At 47.1% G+C, this 17,170-nt stretch carries 16 protein-coding genes; 11 read left to right on the forward strand and 5 right to left on the reverse strand.

The window, feature by feature from the left end; genetic code table 11:
- Positions 1-387 precede the first annotated feature (387 nt).
- The 4 genes from U0008_RS09295 (at position 388) to U0008_RS09310 (ending at position 5,488) form a co-directional block, all read left to right on the forward strand.
- Positions 388-1,629: an MFS transporter gene (locus U0008_RS09295; protein ID WP_043492954.1), complete on the forward strand. Its 1,242-nt coding sequence runs from the start codon at positions 388-390 to the stop codon at positions 1,627-1,629.
- 19 nt (positions 1,630-1,648) lie between these two features.
- Positions 1,649-3,076: a glycoside hydrolase family 32 protein gene (locus U0008_RS09300; protein WP_043492955.1), complete on the forward strand. Its 1,428-nt coding sequence runs from the start codon at positions 1,649-1,651 to the stop codon at positions 3,074-3,076.
- Positions 3,077-3,155: 79 nt separating this feature from the next.
- Positions 3,156-4,511: a carbohydrate porin gene (locus U0008_RS09305; RefSeq protein ID WP_043492957.1), complete on the forward strand. Its 1,356-nt coding sequence runs from the start codon at positions 3,156-3,158 to the stop codon at positions 4,509-4,511.
- Positions 4,512-4,537: 26 nt separating this feature from the next.
- On the forward strand, positions 4,538-5,488 hold the full coding sequence (locus U0008_RS09310) for a PfkB family carbohydrate kinase (protein WP_043492958.1): 951 nt from the start codon (positions 4,538-4,540) through the stop codon (positions 5,486-5,488).
- Positions 5,489-5,897: 409 nt separating this feature from the next.
- On the opposite strand, the gene ychF is transcribed toward U0008_RS09310, so the two are convergent.
- Positions 5,898-6,989, reverse strand: coding sequence for a redox-regulated ATPase YchF (gene ychF, locus U0008_RS09315; RefSeq protein ID WP_043492959.1), 1,092 nt, complete (start codon positions 6,987-6,989; stop codon positions 5,898-5,900).
- A gap of 135 nt (positions 6,990-7,124) precedes the next feature.
- Positions 7,125-7,715 carry an aminoacyl-tRNA hydrolase gene (pth, locus tag U0008_RS09320; RefSeq protein WP_043492982.1) on the reverse strand — a complete coding sequence of 197 codons (591 nt, stop codon included), beginning with the start codon at positions 7,713-7,715 and terminating at the stop codon, positions 7,125-7,127.
- Between the two features lie 314 nt (positions 7,716-8,029).
- On the opposite strand from pth, the gene ychH reads away from it, so the two are divergent.
- A complete protein-coding gene (ychH, locus tag U0008_RS09325) occupies positions 8,030-8,302 on the forward strand; it encodes a stress-induced protein YchH (RefSeq protein ID WP_025801841.1) in 273 nt (90 codons plus the stop codon).
- A 197-nt stretch (positions 8,303-8,499) separates the two neighbouring features.
- On the opposite strand, the gene prs is transcribed toward ychH, so the two are convergent.
- The 3 genes from prs to lolB form a co-directional block, all read right to left on the reverse strand.
- Complete coding sequence (gene prs, locus U0008_RS09330) at positions 8,500-9,447, reverse strand: ribose-phosphate diphosphokinase (RefSeq protein ID WP_008813270.1); 948 nt, start codon at positions 9,445-9,447, stop codon at positions 8,500-8,502.
- Positions 9,448-9,739: 292 nt separating this feature from the next.
- The gene (gene ispE / locus U0008_RS09335) at positions 9,740-10,612 is read right to left on the reverse strand and encodes a 4-(cytidine 5'-diphospho)-2-C-methyl-D-erythritol kinase (RefSeq protein ID WP_043492961.1); all 873 of its coding nucleotides are present in this window, start codon (positions 10,610-10,612) and stop codon (positions 9,740-9,742) included.
- A complete protein-coding gene (gene lolB, locus U0008_RS09340; protein ID WP_040045140.1) occupies positions 10,609-11,229 on the reverse strand; it encodes a lipoprotein insertase outer membrane protein LolB in 621 nt (206 codons plus the stop codon). Before lolB ends, ispE begins: the two co-directional genes overlap by 4 nt.
- A gap of 370 nt (positions 11,230-11,599) precedes the next feature.
- Here lolB and hemA point away from each other — a divergent pair, with 370 nt between their 5' ends.
- From hemA to kdsA, 6 genes are all read left to right on the forward strand, one after another.
- Entirely contained in the window at positions 11,600-12,877 is a 1,278-nt protein-coding gene (gene hemA / locus U0008_RS09345; RefSeq protein WP_025801847.1) for a glutamyl-tRNA reductase, read from the forward strand.
- Positions 12,878-12,910: 33 nt separating this feature from the next.
- Entirely contained in the window at positions 12,911-13,993 is a 1,083-nt protein-coding gene (prfA, locus tag U0008_RS09350) for a peptide chain release factor 1 (RefSeq protein ID WP_025801849.1), read from the forward strand.
- Positions 13,993-14,829: a peptide chain release factor N(5)-glutamine methyltransferase gene (gene prmC / locus U0008_RS09355; RefSeq protein WP_043492963.1), complete on the forward strand. Its 837-nt coding sequence runs from the start codon at positions 13,993-13,995 to the stop codon at positions 14,827-14,829. The genes prfA and prmC overlap by 1 nt, the downstream gene beginning before the upstream one ends.
- A gap of 58 nt (positions 14,830-14,887) precedes the next feature.
- Positions 14,888-15,286 carry a SirB2 family protein gene (locus U0008_RS09360; RefSeq protein WP_043492964.1) on the forward strand — a complete coding sequence of 133 codons (399 nt, stop codon included), beginning with the start codon at positions 14,888-14,890 and terminating at the stop codon, positions 15,284-15,286.
- Positions 15,283-16,092 carry an invasion regulator SirB1 gene (gene sirB1, locus U0008_RS09365; protein ID WP_025801854.1) on the forward strand — a complete coding sequence of 270 codons (810 nt, stop codon included), beginning with the start codon at positions 15,283-15,285 and terminating at the stop codon, positions 16,090-16,092. The genes U0008_RS09360 and sirB1 overlap by 4 nt, the downstream gene beginning before the upstream one ends.
- A 161-nt stretch (positions 16,093-16,253) precedes the next feature.
- The gene (gene kdsA / locus U0008_RS09370; protein ID WP_004090343.1) at positions 16,254-17,108 is read left to right on the forward strand and encodes a 3-deoxy-8-phosphooctulonate synthase; all 855 of its coding nucleotides are present in this window, start codon (positions 16,254-16,256) and stop codon (positions 17,106-17,108) included.
- Positions 17,109-17,170 lie beyond the last annotated feature (62 nt).

Here is a 17,170-nt window from a genome sequence, read left to right on the forward strand (position 1 = left end):
CATCAGGCTATACAACTCTGTTTCTGATGTAAAAGAATGCTTTTATTTAGTGCAGTCATCGATTTAAGAAGAGGGCGCCTAGCCTGTTTGTCGGACAGCGACTTCACGAAGATATCGTTTATACGTGAGCCAGTCTCTTCCATAGTTTTAGAGGCAAACCTATCCATCGGGCCAAAGCTCGCAGCCTGTTACATTTTACATCGTATCCCATCATTCGTGTTGAATTGCTGAGCCTTCAGAAGACCTGTCGAAAAATATGATCTCTCTCTCAATTATTTTATGTTAACGTTAACTTATGTGATTAACATCATAAACTGCAGCAAAATAGCGAGATGAACTCATTTTGTTAACGTTATCATTTCTTCATGCCCCCTATATGAGATTGCTATGATGAAGAAGCATCATTCTCGCAGTTACCCATTATTAAGTGCTTTGTTATTTTTCTTTTTTGTCAGTTGGTCATCTTCAAGCTCATTGCTTTCAATCTGGCTCCATCAGGAGGCCGGACTGAAAGCCACTGATACTGGTATCATTTTTGCTGTTTTGTCAGTTTCAGCATTATGCGCTCAGGTATGTTATGGCTTTATTCAGGACAGACTGGGATTACGCAAAAATCTGCTTTGGTATATTACCGCGCTATTAATTCTCTCTGGGCCTGCGTATTTGCTCTTTGGATACTTACTGAGCATCAATATTCTGTTAGGCAGCGTATTTGGCGGCTTATTTGTCGGTCTGACATTTAATGGGGGTATCGGCGTTTTAGAGTCCTATACCGAGCGTGTCGCTCGACAAAGTACCTTCGAGTTTGGCAAGGCGCGCATGTGGGGATCACTCGGTTGGGCTACCGCGACCTTTTTTGCGGGCTTACTCTTTAATATTAATCCGAATCTTAATTTTTTAGTGGCTTCCTGCTCAGGCCTAGTTTTCTTCTGCCTGCTTGCTCGTTTGAAAGTTAGCACTCCTGCAAGTTTGGAAAAAGTTGAAGTGGGGGCTGAAAGAGTGACATTGGAAGATGCATTAAGACTCCTGACACTCCCACGGTTTTGGGCTTTGGTATTTTTTGTGGTTGGGACCTGTATTTATAGTGTCTATGACCAGCAATTCCCCGTTTATTTTGCCTCACAATTTGCCACCCTGAGAGAAGGGAATGCAATGTTCGGCTATTTAAATTCGTTTCAGGTCTTTTTAGAAGCGGGCGGTATGTTCTGTGCACCTTGGTTAGTCAATCGCATTGGTGCCAAAAATGGTCTTATATTTGCTGGCATGGTAATGGCCTTACGTATGATCGGCTCTGGTCTGGTTGAAGGGCCTCTGCTGATTTCAATTACAAAGCTACTCCATGCCGTCGAGTTGCCAATTCTGTTGGTCTCTATATTTAAGTACAACAGCATTAACTTCGATAAGCGCCTTTCCTCAACGCTATACCTTGTAGGTTTCGCTTGTACAAGCTCCGTCATCGCTTCCGTTTTATCTCCTCTTGCTGGCTATAGCTATGAAAAATATGGCTTTGCGCAATCCTATTTACTGATGGGATTGATGGTGTTTAGCACCACGTTTATTTCAATATTTCTTTTGCGAAGCCATAAGTCCTCGACAGCAGGTGTGCTTTCGCGATCTTCTTCCCTTTGACTGAAAAAGAGTAATTTTTATGACATTACACATTGCCGATGCAGAACAGGTGCTGACAGAAAAAAGCGATCAGCTAAATACGCGCTGGTATCCCTATTATCATTTGGCAGCACGGGCTGGCTGGATGAATGATCCTAATGGACTTGTTTGGTTTGATGGATGGTTTCACGCATTTTATCAACATCATCCCTATTCAACTGAGTGGGGGCCGATGCATTGGGGGCATGCTCGCAGTCGGGACCTTATGCGCTGGGAGCACTTGCCTGTAGCACTAGCACCCGAAGGTCCAGAGGATAAGGATGGCTGTTTCTCTGGTTCTGCGGTTGTTAACGGCAATGAGCTAGCTCTTATATATACAGGACATAAGTTCCATGGGGATCCAAGTAGTGAAGATAATCTCTATCAGGTTCAGTGCATTGCTACTAGCCGTGATGGCGTCAACTTCACGCGTAAAGGACAGATATTAGATACGCCATCAGGACTGCATCACTTCCGAGATCCTAAGGTTTGGAAGGAAGGAGAGATGTGGTACATGGTCGTCGGTGCACGTGTTGAGGATACTGGGCAGGTGAGATTATATCGCTCAGAGGATCTCCATCATTGGCATGAGCAAGGAATACTTGCTGAAGCACCGCACGGCATGGGTTACATGTGGGAATGTCCTGACTTTTTCACCCTCGATGATAAACAGGTACTGATGTTCTCTCCTCAGGGGATGGCTGCTGAAGGTTATGCTAACCGTAATCTTTTCCAAAGCGGTTATATAGTGGGTCGATGGCAACCCGGTGAAAAATTCATCCAAGAAAGCAAGTTTCAAGAGCTCGATCACGGCCATGATTTCTACGCCCCGCAAAGCTTCCTCGCTCCAGATGGTCGGCGTATTGTTATCGGATGGATGGATATGTGGGAATCGCCTTTACCTGAACAGCAGGATGGATGGGCAGGTATGTTTACTTTGCCACGCGAGTTAGTCATCACGCCAAACAACCAACTACAAATGCGTCCTGTGCATGAAGTCGAAAGTCTTCGAGAGGAATGGTATAGCTGGCCAGTCAGCACATTAAAAAATAAACAATTATGTGTCATGCATAATTGTGAGGCCGCAGAAGTCATCGTTACTTGGGATACCTCGCTTAGCGAAGCTGAACAATATGGAATCGCACTTGATGATGGGATGAGATTATATATTGATAATCAAGCAAAACGTCTGATCCTTGAGCGGAATTATCCGCAGCATAACCTTTGTGGTCAACGTAGTATCCCTATGCCAACAGGTGATGAGTTAAATCTTCGCGTATTCTTCGATCGTTCATCCGTCGAGGTGTTTGTGAATGACGGTGAAGCTTGCCTAAGTAGCAGAATCTATCCACAACAGCGCCAGTTAAATGTTTTTGCATGGTCGGGAAACGCCGTTCTAAAAGAATGCGGCGCTTGGAATCTGAGATAAGTAAAAAATTTGATGTCGTCGTTTTCCACCGACGACATCAAACCTATTGCATAATATCCGCTTGGCAGGGACACATTCTATGATCGTGAAGAACGGATTGTTGTTATGTATCGGCGCATTTTCTAGCACTCTTTATGCCCAATCCCATTTGACCTTAGAGCAGCGTATTTCTCAATTAGAGGAAAGATTGATTGCAGCAGAAAAAAGAGCAGGCGTAGCAGAGGCGGAAATTAAAACATTAAAGAATAAGCCCGCTGAGAATAATAAAATCAATACAGATATCACTAACAATAAAAACACATCAGAATTTATTTTTAATCAAAAATCCAAGTTGAAATTTTATGGAGATGTTGAGTTTAATCTAGATAGTGCTAGTCGAACGGGTAGCTTAACTTCCCTAAAAACAAATGCGAATAAGAAATTAGCTCCCAGTGAAAGAGAGCGTTGGGATGTTAATGGCCGTATATTACTCGGCGTAGATGGCGTTCAGCATTCAAGTAATGGGAAGTACGCTGGATTTACGGTTCAGCCACTTGCCGATATGAATGGAAAAATGAATCTTGATGATGCTGCATTTTATTTTGGCAAGGAAAATGATTGGTTAATGAAAGTAGGGCGCTTTGAAGCCTATGATATGTTCCCACTTAATCAAGATACGTTTGTTGAATATTCAGGAAATACGGCCAATGACCTATACAGTGATGGCTATGGTTACATCTACATGATGAAAGAAGCGCGAGGGCGTAGCAACAGCGGTGGAAATCTACTAGTAAGTAAAACGATTGATAATTGGTACTTAGAACTAAACACATTAGTCGAAGATGGCAGCTCACTTTTTGTAGACCAGCGTTATCACGGAGAAAAATTAGATAATAAAAAGAATGTTGTGTATTTTCGTCCCGTAGTTTCTTGGCGTTCGGGCAATTATTCATTGGCTGCAGCAATGGAAACTAACGCGGTTAATAATGCGTATGGGTACACTGATAGTCAGGGGCATTGGCACGATACATCTGAAAGAACTGGCTATGGTTTGACTATGACATGGAACTCTTTGAGAACTGATCCTCAAGACGGAATGATAGTTAACTTAAATACCGCGATGATGGATGCTAAGGATGAGCAAGATTTCAGTGCTGGTATAAATGCACTCTGGCACCGTGTAGAGCTGGGGTATATATATGCGCATAACAAAATATCAAACTTTAACGCTGGCGGTGTTAATGGTGAATGCGGTAATGATTGCGCCATATTGGCACCTGGAAAATACGACATCCATACCATACATTCTTCGTGGCAGGTGCCGGATATTATGAATATGCCAAATTTTAATATTTATCTTGGTGCATACGCTTCATGGTTGAATTCATCTGCAGAAGAAGATTCGAGTAATCAGCCGCGCTACGGGGCTCGTCTACGTTTTAAATACTTGTTTTAAAGTATCGTTTATTTCGAGGAGTTATCATGAATATCTGGACACTGGGTGATGCGGTTGTTGACCTGCTACCTTTATCAAATATGCAATATCAGGCTTGTGCTGGTGGAGCACCGGTCAATGTGGCTGTGGGAGCAGCAAAGCTTGGCTGTCAAAGTGGATTTATTGGTCGGGTAGGTGAGGATTCATTTGGCAATTTTCTCAAAGAAAGTTTAGATGAATATGGTGTTAATACACATCATATGCAGTTCGATGATAAATTTAGAACCAGTACAGTTCTGGTTTCTTTAGCTACAAATGGAGAACGTGAATTTACCTTCTTAGTTAACCCTTCGGCAGATCAGTTTTTGACTTTAGATTCTCTGCCGCATTTTGAGCAGGATATCCTCCATTTTTGCTCATTAGCTTTGGTTTCAAAGGAATGTCGCAACACATTGGCCTCTGCAATTACCAAAGTTAAAGGCCAAGGCGGGCTTTTGAGTTTTGATGTCAACTTACGAGAGCAAATGTGGTCTGATCGCGAGCAAATGTTTACGATTATTCATCAGTTTGCATCTCAGGCTGATATTTTAAAACTATCGGAAGAAGAATGGTATTGGCTAGCCGGAACGCATGATTTCGCTAAAGCAATTGATGTGCTTCATTCAATTCCATCCAAGCTGAAGGTCGTGACATATGGCGCGCAGGGTTCGATGGTGTTATGGCAAAACCAAGTGATCCATTTTAATGGTTATGCTGTTAATAGTGTAGATACTACCGGTGCTGGAGATGCATTTATGGCTGGCCTTCTGGCGGGTATTGCGAAAAATAATTTGCCCGTTAATCTGCCAAACCTGTATCGAGTCATGGCTCAAGCCAGCGCATGTGGTGCTTTAGCTACTACGCAAAAAGGGGCATTAACTGCCTCCCCAGACTCAAGTGCGGTAGAGATATTTATTAGAGAAACATCTCCACTTGGATATGAGATTGCAGATGTTTAGGGACGATAATATGGAGTTAACCTTATTTAAGCTATAAGCACTATCGAATGTTTAAATTTGGTAAAGTAATAGGCTGGGCTTAATAAGCCAATTAAATTATTCAATTCTATAATTGATTTTAAACTATTGTTTGCATCGCTTGAAATAAATATGCCTGCAATTGTTCAATGCCTTTTACATTAAGAATCATTCGGGTGGCTGTTTTATCAAATTTGAAAATCTTAATCAATTTAACCAGAGGATCATTTTGAAAAGCCGATAAACGCTATCTGCATAGTATTCAGGTCAATGTGCTCTCAGTGATGCTCTTAACTTTAACTGTGCTGTCACAATAATATCAGAGCCTCTATGAAATAAAAAAATCCACGCTGATGCGTGGATTTTTTATGGGTCAGCAAGAAGGGGACTTTTAGACGTTAAACAAGAAGTTCATTACGTCGCCATCTTTAACGATGTAGTCTTTACCTTCTGAACGCATTTTGCCGGCTTCTTTCGCGCCTTGTTCACCCTTGTAGGTGATGAAGTCGTCGAACGCGATGGTTTGAGCGCGGATAAAGCCTTTTTCGAAGTCGGTGTGGATTTTACCGGCGGCCTGTGGTGCGGTAGCGCCAACAGGAATGGTCCATGCACGAACTTCCTTCACGCCAGCGGTGAAGTAGGTTTGCAGATTCAGCAGCTCGTAACCTGCGCGAATAACGCGGTTCAGACCTGGCTCTTCCAGACCAAGTTCAGCCATGAATTCGTCACGGTCGGCATCGTCGAGTTCAGCGATATCAGATTCAACTGCGGCACACACGGCAACTACCACAGAACCTTCTTTCGCCGCGATTTCACGCACGGTGTCTAAATACGGATTGTTTTCAAAACCGTCTTCGTTCACGTTAGCAATGTACATGGTTGGTTTCAGCGTCAGGAAGCTCAGGTAGCGGATAGCCGCCTTGTCTTCATCGGTTAAATCCAGCGCGCGCAGCATGCCTGCGTTTTCCAGCTGTGGCAGACATTTTTCCAGCGCAGCCAGTTCAGCTTTTGCGTCTTTATCGCCGCCTTTGGCTTTCTTCTGCACACGATGCATTGCACGTTCGCAGGTGTCTAAGTCAGACAGCGCCAGTTCAGTGTTGATAACGTCGATATCGTCAGCAGGATCAACTTTGTTGTTCACGTGAATGATGTTGTCGTTTTCGAAACAACGAACAACGTGGCCGATCGCTTCGGTTTCACGGATGTTGGTCAGGAACTGGTTGCCCAGGCCTTCACCCTTAGAGGCGCCTTTTACCAAACCTGCGATATCAACGAATTCCATGGTGGTTGGCAGGATGCGCTGTGGTTTTACAATCTCAGCTAGTTTGTCCAGACGCGGATCAGGCATAGGAACGACGCCGGTGTTCGGTTCAATGGTACAGAACGGGAAGTTCGCTGCTTCGATACCCGCTTTGGTCAGCGCATTGAACAGAGTGGATTTACCAACGTTTGGCAGGCCCACAATACCGCATTTGAATCCCATGTGTTATCACCTTAACTTATTGAATATCAACAACTAAAATTTAGCATGTTGAAGAAATTGGAAATTATTCGCCAATTATACACGCAAAGTATCTTTTTCTCGAATCATCCATCGGGAAAGGGCGCGCGTATATCATCAGCGTGGCGTAGATTTGAACCCGTTCATACGCGCCATTGCGCGATCGATGCCTTCTTTCAGTAGCACTTCGGTACAGCGCAGCGCTTCATCAATAGCGTCGTCAATCAGCGGTTGTTCGCTGGCTAGCGGCTTACCAAGCACAAAGCCGACAACCTTGCTTTTATCGCCTGGATGGCCAATACCGATGCGTAGACGGTAAAAGTTTGGGTTATTACCCAGTTTGCTCTGAATATCTTTTAGGCCGTTATGACCACCGTTTCCGCCGCCTAACTTTAATTTGGCAACGCCCGGTGGTAGGTCGAGCTCGTCGTGTGCAACCAGAATTTCATCAGGTTGAATACGGTAAAAGGTGGCTAGGGCGGCAACAGCCTTACCGCTTAAGTTCATAAACGTGGTTGGTACCAATAAACGCACGTCGCTGCCAGCGAGATTTAGGCGCGCGGTATAGCCGTAAAATTTGCTTTCTTCCTTCAGTGACTGGCCGTTGCGTTCAGCCAGCGCATCGACAAACCATGCCCCTGCGTTATGACGTGTTTGTGCGTATTCCGCTCCGGGATTGGCAAGGCCGACAATTAGTTTGATAGTCACGTTTTGTTCCACGTATCAGAGAAGAAATTCAGCCGCGCATTTTACCCCTATGCGGCGGGAATGCAAAAGCTTGGCTCAAAGGAGGGCGTTAAGTTAAAAAATAGTCATGAATTGGATAAATCATAAGCACACTATAGAATCAGTAGTGTTAAGGGTAATGTAAAATTAACGTAAAGAAAGATAAGCGAAAAAGCACAAATTGTGATGTATGGCGCAATAACCATACGCCATATGAGTCTATACTTTAAGCATAAGGAAAGATTGAACGCCGGAAGGCGTAACACATTAAGTGTTCTAACTTGAGGAGGTGATTTATGAAACGTAAAACTGCCATGAGGCTCGGTAACGTTTTTATGGGATTAGGCCTGATCACCATGGTTGGCGGCGTAGGTTACTCCGTTCTTGCCCAGCTGCCTCAGCTCAATTTACCTCAGTTTTTGTCACACGGCGCTGTTATGAGTATCTTCGTTGGGGCGCTGTTATGGTTGGCCGGTGCGCGTATCGGTGGTCATGAACGTGTTGCCGACCGTTACTGGTGGGTTCGCCACTTTGATAAACGCTGTAATCGTAATACTCGTCATTCTTAACCTTTCACAAACGGTTATTTTGAGTAATAAGATTGTGTTTAAGAAGTTGTTAGTGAATAACATTCAATGAATATTAGCCTAATAAAATAAAACGCCGCACTGCTTTCGCAACGCGGCGTTTTTTTGTCTGCGTCCTACCCAGTGCAAACAAAAAACGGCGGATTTCTCCGCCGTTTTGCTGCATGTTGAACGAGAACTTAGTGTTCGAACATCGCAGAGATAGATTCTTCATTGCTGATACGGCGGATAGCTTCAGCCAACATGCCAGACAGCGTCAGGGTGCGAACTTTCTTCAGCGCCTTGATTTCGTCAGACAGAGGGATGGTATCGCAGACGATGATTTCATCAATCACAGAGTTTTTGATGTTGTCGATCGCGTTGCCGGAGAAGATTGGGTGGGTTGCGTAAGCAAATACACGTTTAGCACCACGTTCTTTCAGTGCTTCAGCGGCTTTACATAGCGTACCACCGGTGTCGATCATGTCATCAACCAGCACGCAGTCACGGCCTGCAACGTCACCGATGATGTGCATCACCTGAGAAACGTTAGCGCGAGGGCGACGTTTGTCGATGATAGCCATGTCAGTATCGTTAAGCAGTTTAGCAATAGCACGGGCGCGAACAACACCACCGATATCTGGAGAAACCACAATTGGGTTTTCCAGATTCTGTTGCAGCATATCTTCCAGCAGGATCGGGCTACCGAATACGTTGTCTACCGGCACGTCGAAGAAGCCTTGAATCTGTTCAGCATGCAGGTCCACGGTAAGAACGCGGTCAACACCTACGCTTGACAGGAAGTCAGCCACGACTTTCGCCGTGATTGGCACACGCGCAGAACGCACACGGCGGTCCTGACGGGCATAGCCAAAGTAAGGGATAACTGCGGTAATGCGGCCGGCAGAAGCGCGGCGCAGCGCGTCAACCATAACAACCAGTTCCATTAGGTTATCGTTGGTTGGTGCACAGGTGGACTGGATGATGAAAATATCACCACCGCGTACATTTTCGTTGATTTGTACGCTCACTTCGCCGTCGCTAAAACGACCTACAGCGGCGTCACCAAGGCTGGTGTACAAACGGTTGGCAATACGTTGTGCTAGTTCCGGGGTAGCGTTACCAGCAAAAAGCTTCATATCAGGCACGAGAAGAACCTCAGGCTTGCGTCCAGAGAAGTTGGCAGTACAGACACGTTAAACAGGGGGTGGTGATAGCGTGCTGCAATACCCTACGGGTGTTTCAGAACTCAAATATTCAAAGCAGTAACAGCGAATGCACATCACTTTGAATATGTCTAAGTTCTCTTCATTTGCCAAACAAGACAAATGGCCGAGTCAAAACGTGGCTACTTGCGCTAAATTGTGCTCATAGTTCGCGCTATTGATGCGTTGCTGATACTTAAAACGCGTATCGAGCAGGGCGCATCAAACGTAAAAATCATTTTACGGACTCAATAAGCTCTGAGCGGACAAGGTGTAACGGTGAGGTATTAACGCCACGCGCAACAAAACCCTTGATCCACTCGGGGGCTCTGCTAAGCACCTGACGGGCAGAAGACTCGGTGTCAAATTCAGCAAACACACAAGCACCTGTGCCAGTCAGACGCGACGGCGCGTATTGTAACAGCCATGAAATGACCTGTTCAACCTCACGGAAACGTTTTCTTGCGGTAAGTTCGCAATCATTTGCGTACGGAATACGGAGAAGTTCCTGCAAAGACCGCACAGGAGTGTCTCTTTTCAGCTCCGGATCGCCGAAGATCGCCGGGGTAGGAATATTTACACCGGGGTGTGCAACAAGGTACCATTTTTCTTCAGGATGTGCGGGATGTAACAATTCACCAACACCTTCTGCAAAAGATGCAAAGCCATTAACAAAAATAGGTACATCCGCGCCGAGGGTTAAACCTAACTTTGCCAGCTCGCTGTCGCTGAGATTGGCTTGCCATAATGTATTGAGTGCTACTAGCACTGTTGCCGCATCGGACGAACCGCCACCAAGACCTCCCCCCATCGGAATGATCTTTTCTAGCGCGATATCCGCCCCGCAGTGTGAGAAACGCTCAGGCAAATTGTCGCGCAGCAGTTTTGCTGCCCGAATAATGAGGTTTTGCTCATTTGGCACGCCGTCGATGGGCGTGAGTAAATTGATCTGACCGTCATTACGCGGCGTGATGGTGAGTCGATCGCCATAATCCAAAAACTGAAACAGCGTCTGTAGATTATGGTAGCCGTCTGGACGACGGCCCGTGATGTATAAAAATAAGTTTAGCTTGGCGGGTGCAGGCCAAACGCGGGTGGTCGACATCATTTTTGCAGCGTCCAATTATCCATTTTGAGCTTGATACGCTGTTCACCCTGCGTAATTTCTAGCTGAGCGGGTAGAGACGGTTTGCTGTCGGCATCATATTTTAGGTAGTTCACTTTCCACGTGAGTCCATCTTTACTGTAGGTCAGGTCTTGCAAACGATACTGGCTATCAAGGGTGAACTCGGTTGCGTCACCCGGCAGGCCTAGCATCCATAGACGCAGGCTCTGTAGCGGAATTTGCATGCCGGTCAGTTTTTGGATCATTTCATCTGCGTTATCGCTGACATAGCGCTTGCCTTTATTGTCTGTCAATTGCACCACGCCCGGAATGACGTTTAATTCCATTTCAGTGCTGCCTAGCGGATTAGTCAGCAGCAGTCGATAGCGTTCTGGTGCCGTTTGTTGCCAGAAGAAGCGGGCATATACTTTTTGCTTATCGGAAAGATAGGCAAAAGCACCGCGAGTTTGATATTCAGCGATTTTCTGAACCTGAGACTCATGTTCGCGCCACTGTGGTGCGGTAGGGCTACCGGCAGGACCTTTGTGCTGCGTGGTGCTACAGGCGGCCAATAAAACACAGCTAAGCGGCAGTAATTTAAGTAATTTTAGTTTTTGCATCGGGTTGTCCGTTCAGATTCTCGAGGGTGGAGCGGAGAATGATCATTGCGGCTAACGCTAGCGGTCTTATCTAGCAGCGTCAATGCTTTCTGCGTGTGGTGTAACAAATATTAAGGGTAAAAGTCAGGGAAATTGATTCAATAAGATACATCCCGATTTCGTGTGGCTTTTATTGATCTCGCGCATCAAGTAGAATGCCCACATAAATAAACGAATATACCCGTCATACTTCAAGCTGCATGTGCGTTGGCTGCGTTCAATCACCCGAATCACTTACTTGATGTAAGCCTATCGGGATTCGTTCTCTCGCCGTCTGCCTGCAACGCGAATTATTTAGGGTATCTGAAGCGATACTATTCGACGATTTGTCATGAGCCTGCTTGCACTTGGAATCAATCACAAAACTGCACCGGTAGCACTCCGTGAGCGGGTGACGTTTTCACCTGAAACACTGAACCATGCTATTGAAAGCTTACGCCAGCAACCACTGGTGCAGGCTGGCGTTGTGCTGTCTACGTGTAACCGCACCGAGCTGTACCTCAGCATGGAGCAACCGGAAGATGTGCCACCGCAGGATCTGCATAAACAGATCGTTGATTGGCTGTGCGCTTACCACAAACTTTCCCCTGACGAAGTCAATAAGAGCCTCTATTGGTATCAAGATAACGATGCCGTGAACCATTTGATGCGTGTAGCCAGTGGATTGGACTCTTTGGTATTGGGCGAGCCGCAAATTTTAGGGCAGGTCAAAAAGGCCTATACGGAATCTCAACGTGAGCAGTCGATGTCTGCTGACCTTGAGCGTCTGTTCCAAAAAACGTTCTCGGTCGCCAAGCGTGTACGTACTGAAACAGATATCGGCGCCAGCGCCGTCTCAGTGGCTTTTGCCGCCTGTACGCTGGCGCGCCAGATCTTTGAATCGCTTTCTGAAGTCAATGTGCTGCTGGTTGGCGCGGGTGAAACCATCGAGCTGGTGGCACGTCATCTGCGTGAACATAAAGTGCGGCATATGATGATTGCTAACCGCACCCGCGAACGCGCTCAGGCGCTAGCGGATGAGGTTAACGCGGAAGTGATTACGTTACCCGAAATTGATGAGCGTTTGGCGCAGGCCGATATCATCATTAGTTCCACCGCAAGCCCGTTGCCGATCATCGGTAAAGGCATGGTTGAACGCGCGCTTAAAGCTCGCCGTAACCAGCCGATGCTGTTCGTTGATATCGCGGTTCCCCGTGATATTGAGCCGGAAGTCGGTAAATTAGCCAGCGCCTATTTATATAGCGTCGATGATTTGCATTCGATCATTCAAAGCAATCTTGCGCAGCGCAAAGCCGCAGCCGTTCAGGCTGAGCATATTGTGCAGCAGGAAAGTGCCAATTTTATGGCCTGGCTACGAGCCCAAGGTGCGGTGGAAACTATCCGAGATTATCGTTCACAGGCCGATCAAATGCGCGCCGAAGCGGAAGCAGAAGCGCTGGCCGCGATTGCACAGGGTGCCGATGTTGAAACCGTCATCCATAAATTGGCGCATCGGCTAACCAATCGACTGATTCACGCACCAACCAAATCCCTCCAGCAGGCCGCGAGTAACGGCGACATCGAAAAATTACAGGTGTTGCGTGACAGTCTCGGGCTGGACCAAAATTAGTTCCTCTTATTACATACAGGTAAATAGCCACGCATGAAGCCTTCTATCGTTGCCAAACTAGAAGCATTACAAGAGCGTCACGAAGAGGTGCAGGCGCACCTCGGAGATGCCGGAGTGATTGCCGACCAAGACCGTTTCCGCGCGCTGTCACGCGAGTACGCGCAGCTGACCGACGTCACTCGTTGTTTCCAGACCTGGCAACAGGTACAGGAGGATCTCGCCACGGCTGAGCTGATGCTAGACGATCCTGAAATGCGTGAAATGGCGCAGGAAGAAATTTCAGAAGCTAAAAATCAGATCGCTGACTTAGAACAACAGCTGCAAATTCTGCTGTTGCCGAAAGACCCAGATGATGAGCGCAGCTGCTATTTAGAGATTCGCGCAGGAACCGGCGGTGATGAAGCCGCATTGTTTGCTGGCGATATGTTCCGCATGTACAGCCGTTATGCTGAGGCGCGTCGCTGGAAAGTTGAAGTGATGAGTGCTAACGAAGGCGAACACGGCGGCTTCAAAGAAGTTATCGCCAAAGTGATCGGCGAGGGTGCCTATGGGCGCTTGAAGTTTGAATCTGGCGGTCATCGCGTGCAGCGCGTACCGGCAACGGAATCACAAGGCCGAATCCATACCTCTGCCTGTACCGTTGCGGTGATGCCTGAAATTCCAGAAGCTGAATTGCCGGATATCAACCCAGGCGATTTGCGTATTGATACCTTCCGCTCATCGGGCGCGGGTGGACAGCACGTTAACACCACGGACTCAGCGATTCGTATTACTCACTTACCAACCGGTATCGTGGTTGAATGTCAGGACGAACGTTCCCAGCATAAAAACAAAGCAAAAGCGTTGTCGGTGCTAGGGGCGCGTATTCGTGCGGCTGAAATGGCTAAGCGTCAGCAGGAAGAGGCATCAACGCGTCGTAACCTGTTAGGCAGCGGCGATCGTTCTGACCGTAACCGCACATATAACTTCCCGCAGGGCCGCGTGACCGACCACCGTATCAACCTGACAATTTATCGTCTGGATGAAGTGATGGAAGGGAAGCTGGATTCGTTGATCGAGCCTATCGTTCAAGAATACCAAGCCGATCAGTTGGCATCACTTTCTGAGCAAGACTAATGCGATTTGACCAGTGGCTAAAACAGGCGATTGAAAGGCTGTCTAACGGTGAAAGCCCTAAGCGTGACGCTGAGATCCTGCTTGGTTTTGTCACTGGCAAAACACGTAGCTATATTTTAGCGTTTGGCGAAACCGTGCTTTCGCCAGAGCAGGCGCAACAGCTAGAGCATCTGCTGGCGCGCCGCGAACGGGGTGAACCAGTGGCTTATCTGGTTGGAGAACGCGAGTTTTGGTCGCTTCCGCTAGAAGTGTCACCGGCGACGCTGATCCCTCGTCCAGATACCGAATGTTTGGTGGAAAAAGCGCTCTCGCTGTTGCCTGCAACGGCCTGTAGGGCGCTGGATTTAGGGACCGGAACTGGCGCTATTGCTTTGGCTCTCGCCAGTGAACGATCGGATAGTCAGTTTATCGGCGTGGATTATTCGGCGGATGCCGCGGCACTTGCATTGCGTAACGCAACACGTCTAAACCTCACTAATGCTTCATTTTTCACAGGAAGCTGGTTTGAGCCAGTCTCCGGGCAGAAGTTTGCGCTCATTGCGAGTAATCCTCCTTACATCGATGCAGCCGATCCGCATCTATCGCAGGGCGATGTTCGCTTTGAACCTGCCAGTGCGTTAGTGGCTCCTGAGCAGGGGCTGGCAGATTTACGCCATATTGTTGAATATGCGCCCGATCATCTCATCCATGAAGGGTGGTTGATTATGGAACATGGCTGGCAGCAGGGCGAAGCCGTACGCCAACTGCTTACGGCTCGCGGATTTGTGCAGGTCGCCACGCAAAAAGATTATGGTAACAATGACCGGATTTCTTTCGGCCAGTGGATAGCCAAATAGTGGAACACACGTCTTTATCGTGCCCAATGTCGTTGACTACAGAAAGAGGAAATAACGTATGGAAGCTTATATTGGGATAAAACATCTGCATTTGCTGACGGTGGCAATAAGCGTTGTGCTATTCATTCTGCGTTTCTTCTGGAAATGCCGTAATTCAGCTATGATAGAGCGCCGTTGGGTGAAGATTGCGCCACATGTGAACGATACCCTTTTATTTGTAACCGGTATCGCCTTGGTCTTTATTACTCGATTTTATCCATTTACCCCGCAGGGGACTTGGCTGACGGAAAAACTGGTCGGTGTTATTATTTACGTTGTGCTTGGCTATGTTGCTTTAGGCAAACGACCACGTAGCCAAAAAGTAAGATGTTTTGCTTTCGTGGCAGCACTCGTATGTTTGTACTTAATTATTAAACTGGCAATGACGAAAATGCCGTTGCTGATGGGGTATGTATGAGTTCCATAGCTGATTTTGAGTTTAACCGCTTCCCTCTGAGCGAAGGGGTTATTCTAGTTTCGCAAGCTATACGTCGTGATTTTCCTGCCGATACAGTGCGCGAAACATTGCAGCAGCTGACGGAGCAGGCGCTGGCGCATATCGATGCGGAATTAGATCAGGATCAGAAACTTGAGCAGCTAATCGATCTGTTCTTCAATGAGTGGGGATTTGGCGGCGTGGGCGGCGTATATCGTCTTTCTGACGCGCTCTGGCTGGATAAGGTGCTTAGCTCACGTCAGGGAACGCCAGTTTCTTTAGGCATTGTTTTCCTGCATATTGCGCACCAGCTTGATTTGCCTTTGCAGCCGGTCATTTTCCCAACTCAACTGATTATGCGAGCCGATTGGCTCGATGAAGAAATGTGGCTGGTTAATCCGCTCAACGGTGAGACGCTCAACGAGCATACGTTAGAAGTTTGGTTGAAGGGCAATCTTGGCTTAATGGCCAGCCTTGAAGATACCGACTTCGACGAAGCAGAAAACAGCATGGTGGTGCGCAAAATGTTGAGCACTCTCAAAGCAGCGTTGATGGAAGAAAAACAGATTGAATCTGCGCTGCGCGCCTGCGAGGCCTTGCTGGAATTTGACCCCGAAGATCCCTATGAGATTCGCGATCGCGGCTTGATTTATGCGCAGTTGGATTGTAATCATATTGCGGTTTCTGACCTCAGCTACTTTGTTGAGCAGTGTCCAGAAGACCCTGTATCCGAAGTGATTAAGGTTCAGATACACTCCATTGAGCAGAAAAATATTGTTCTGCACTGATTTATTTTCCCCCATGAGCGCCAACTGCGTTGATGGGGTTTAAATTCGTTATTTTTGCCTCCATTTATTGATTCTTATGCCGGACGTTTTGTTGTCGCAGTTGCAGTCGCGACTTCAGAGCCACAAGGTATACACGGTTACTTGAACATTAAGGCGCAAGCATGAAACAGAAAGTTGTCAGCATTGGTGATATCAAAGTCGCGAACGATTTACCGTTCGTTCTTTTCGGTGGCATGAACGTGCTGGAATCGCGTGATTTGGCGATGCGTATCTGTGAGCACTACGTTACCGTTACTCAAAAACTGGGTATCCCTTACGTCTTCAAAGCTTCTTTTGATAAAGCCAACCGTTCTTCCATTCACTCTTATCGTGGCCCAGGTCTAGAAGAGGGTATGCGCATCTTCCAAGATATCAAACAGGCTTTCGGCGTTAAAATTATCACTGACGTTCATACACCAGAACAGGCGCAGCCGGTTGCCGACGTGGTTGATGTGATCCAATTGCCAGCATTTTTGGCGCGCCAAACCGATCTGGTTGAAGCGATGGCAAAAACTGGAGCGGTGATCAACGTGAAAAAACCACAGTTCCTGAGCCCAGGCCAGATGGGGAACATCGTTGATAAGTTTGAAGAAGGCGGCAACGACAAAATCATTCTGTGCGATCGCGGTGCAAACTTCGGCTATGACAATTTGGTTGTCGATATGCTGGGCTTCGGCGTGATGAAAAATGCCTCTAAAGGTAGCCCGGTAATCTTCGACGTGACACACTCCCTGCAGTGCCGCGACCCGTTTGGTGCGGCATCTGGCGGACGTCGTGCGCAGGTAACCGAACTGGCTCGTTCAGGTATGGCGATTGGTTTGGCTGGCCTGTTTATCGAAGCTCATCCAGATCCAGCCAATGCTCGTTGCGATGGCCCATCTGCGCTGCCGCTTGATAAACTTGAGCCATTCTTGGTTCAGATGAAAGCGATTGACGATCTGGTGAAAAGCTTCCCAGAGCTAGATACATCTAACTAATCTTATTGAGATTTTAGTTAGGGTATAAAAAAGGCACGCGTGTAGCGTGCCTTTTTTGTCTC

Origin of the sequence: Hafnia alvei (assembly GCF_034424155.1) — a bacterium.
GTDB classification, from domain to species: Bacteria; Pseudomonadota; Gammaproteobacteria; order Enterobacterales; family Enterobacteriaceae; genus Hafnia; species Hafnia alvei.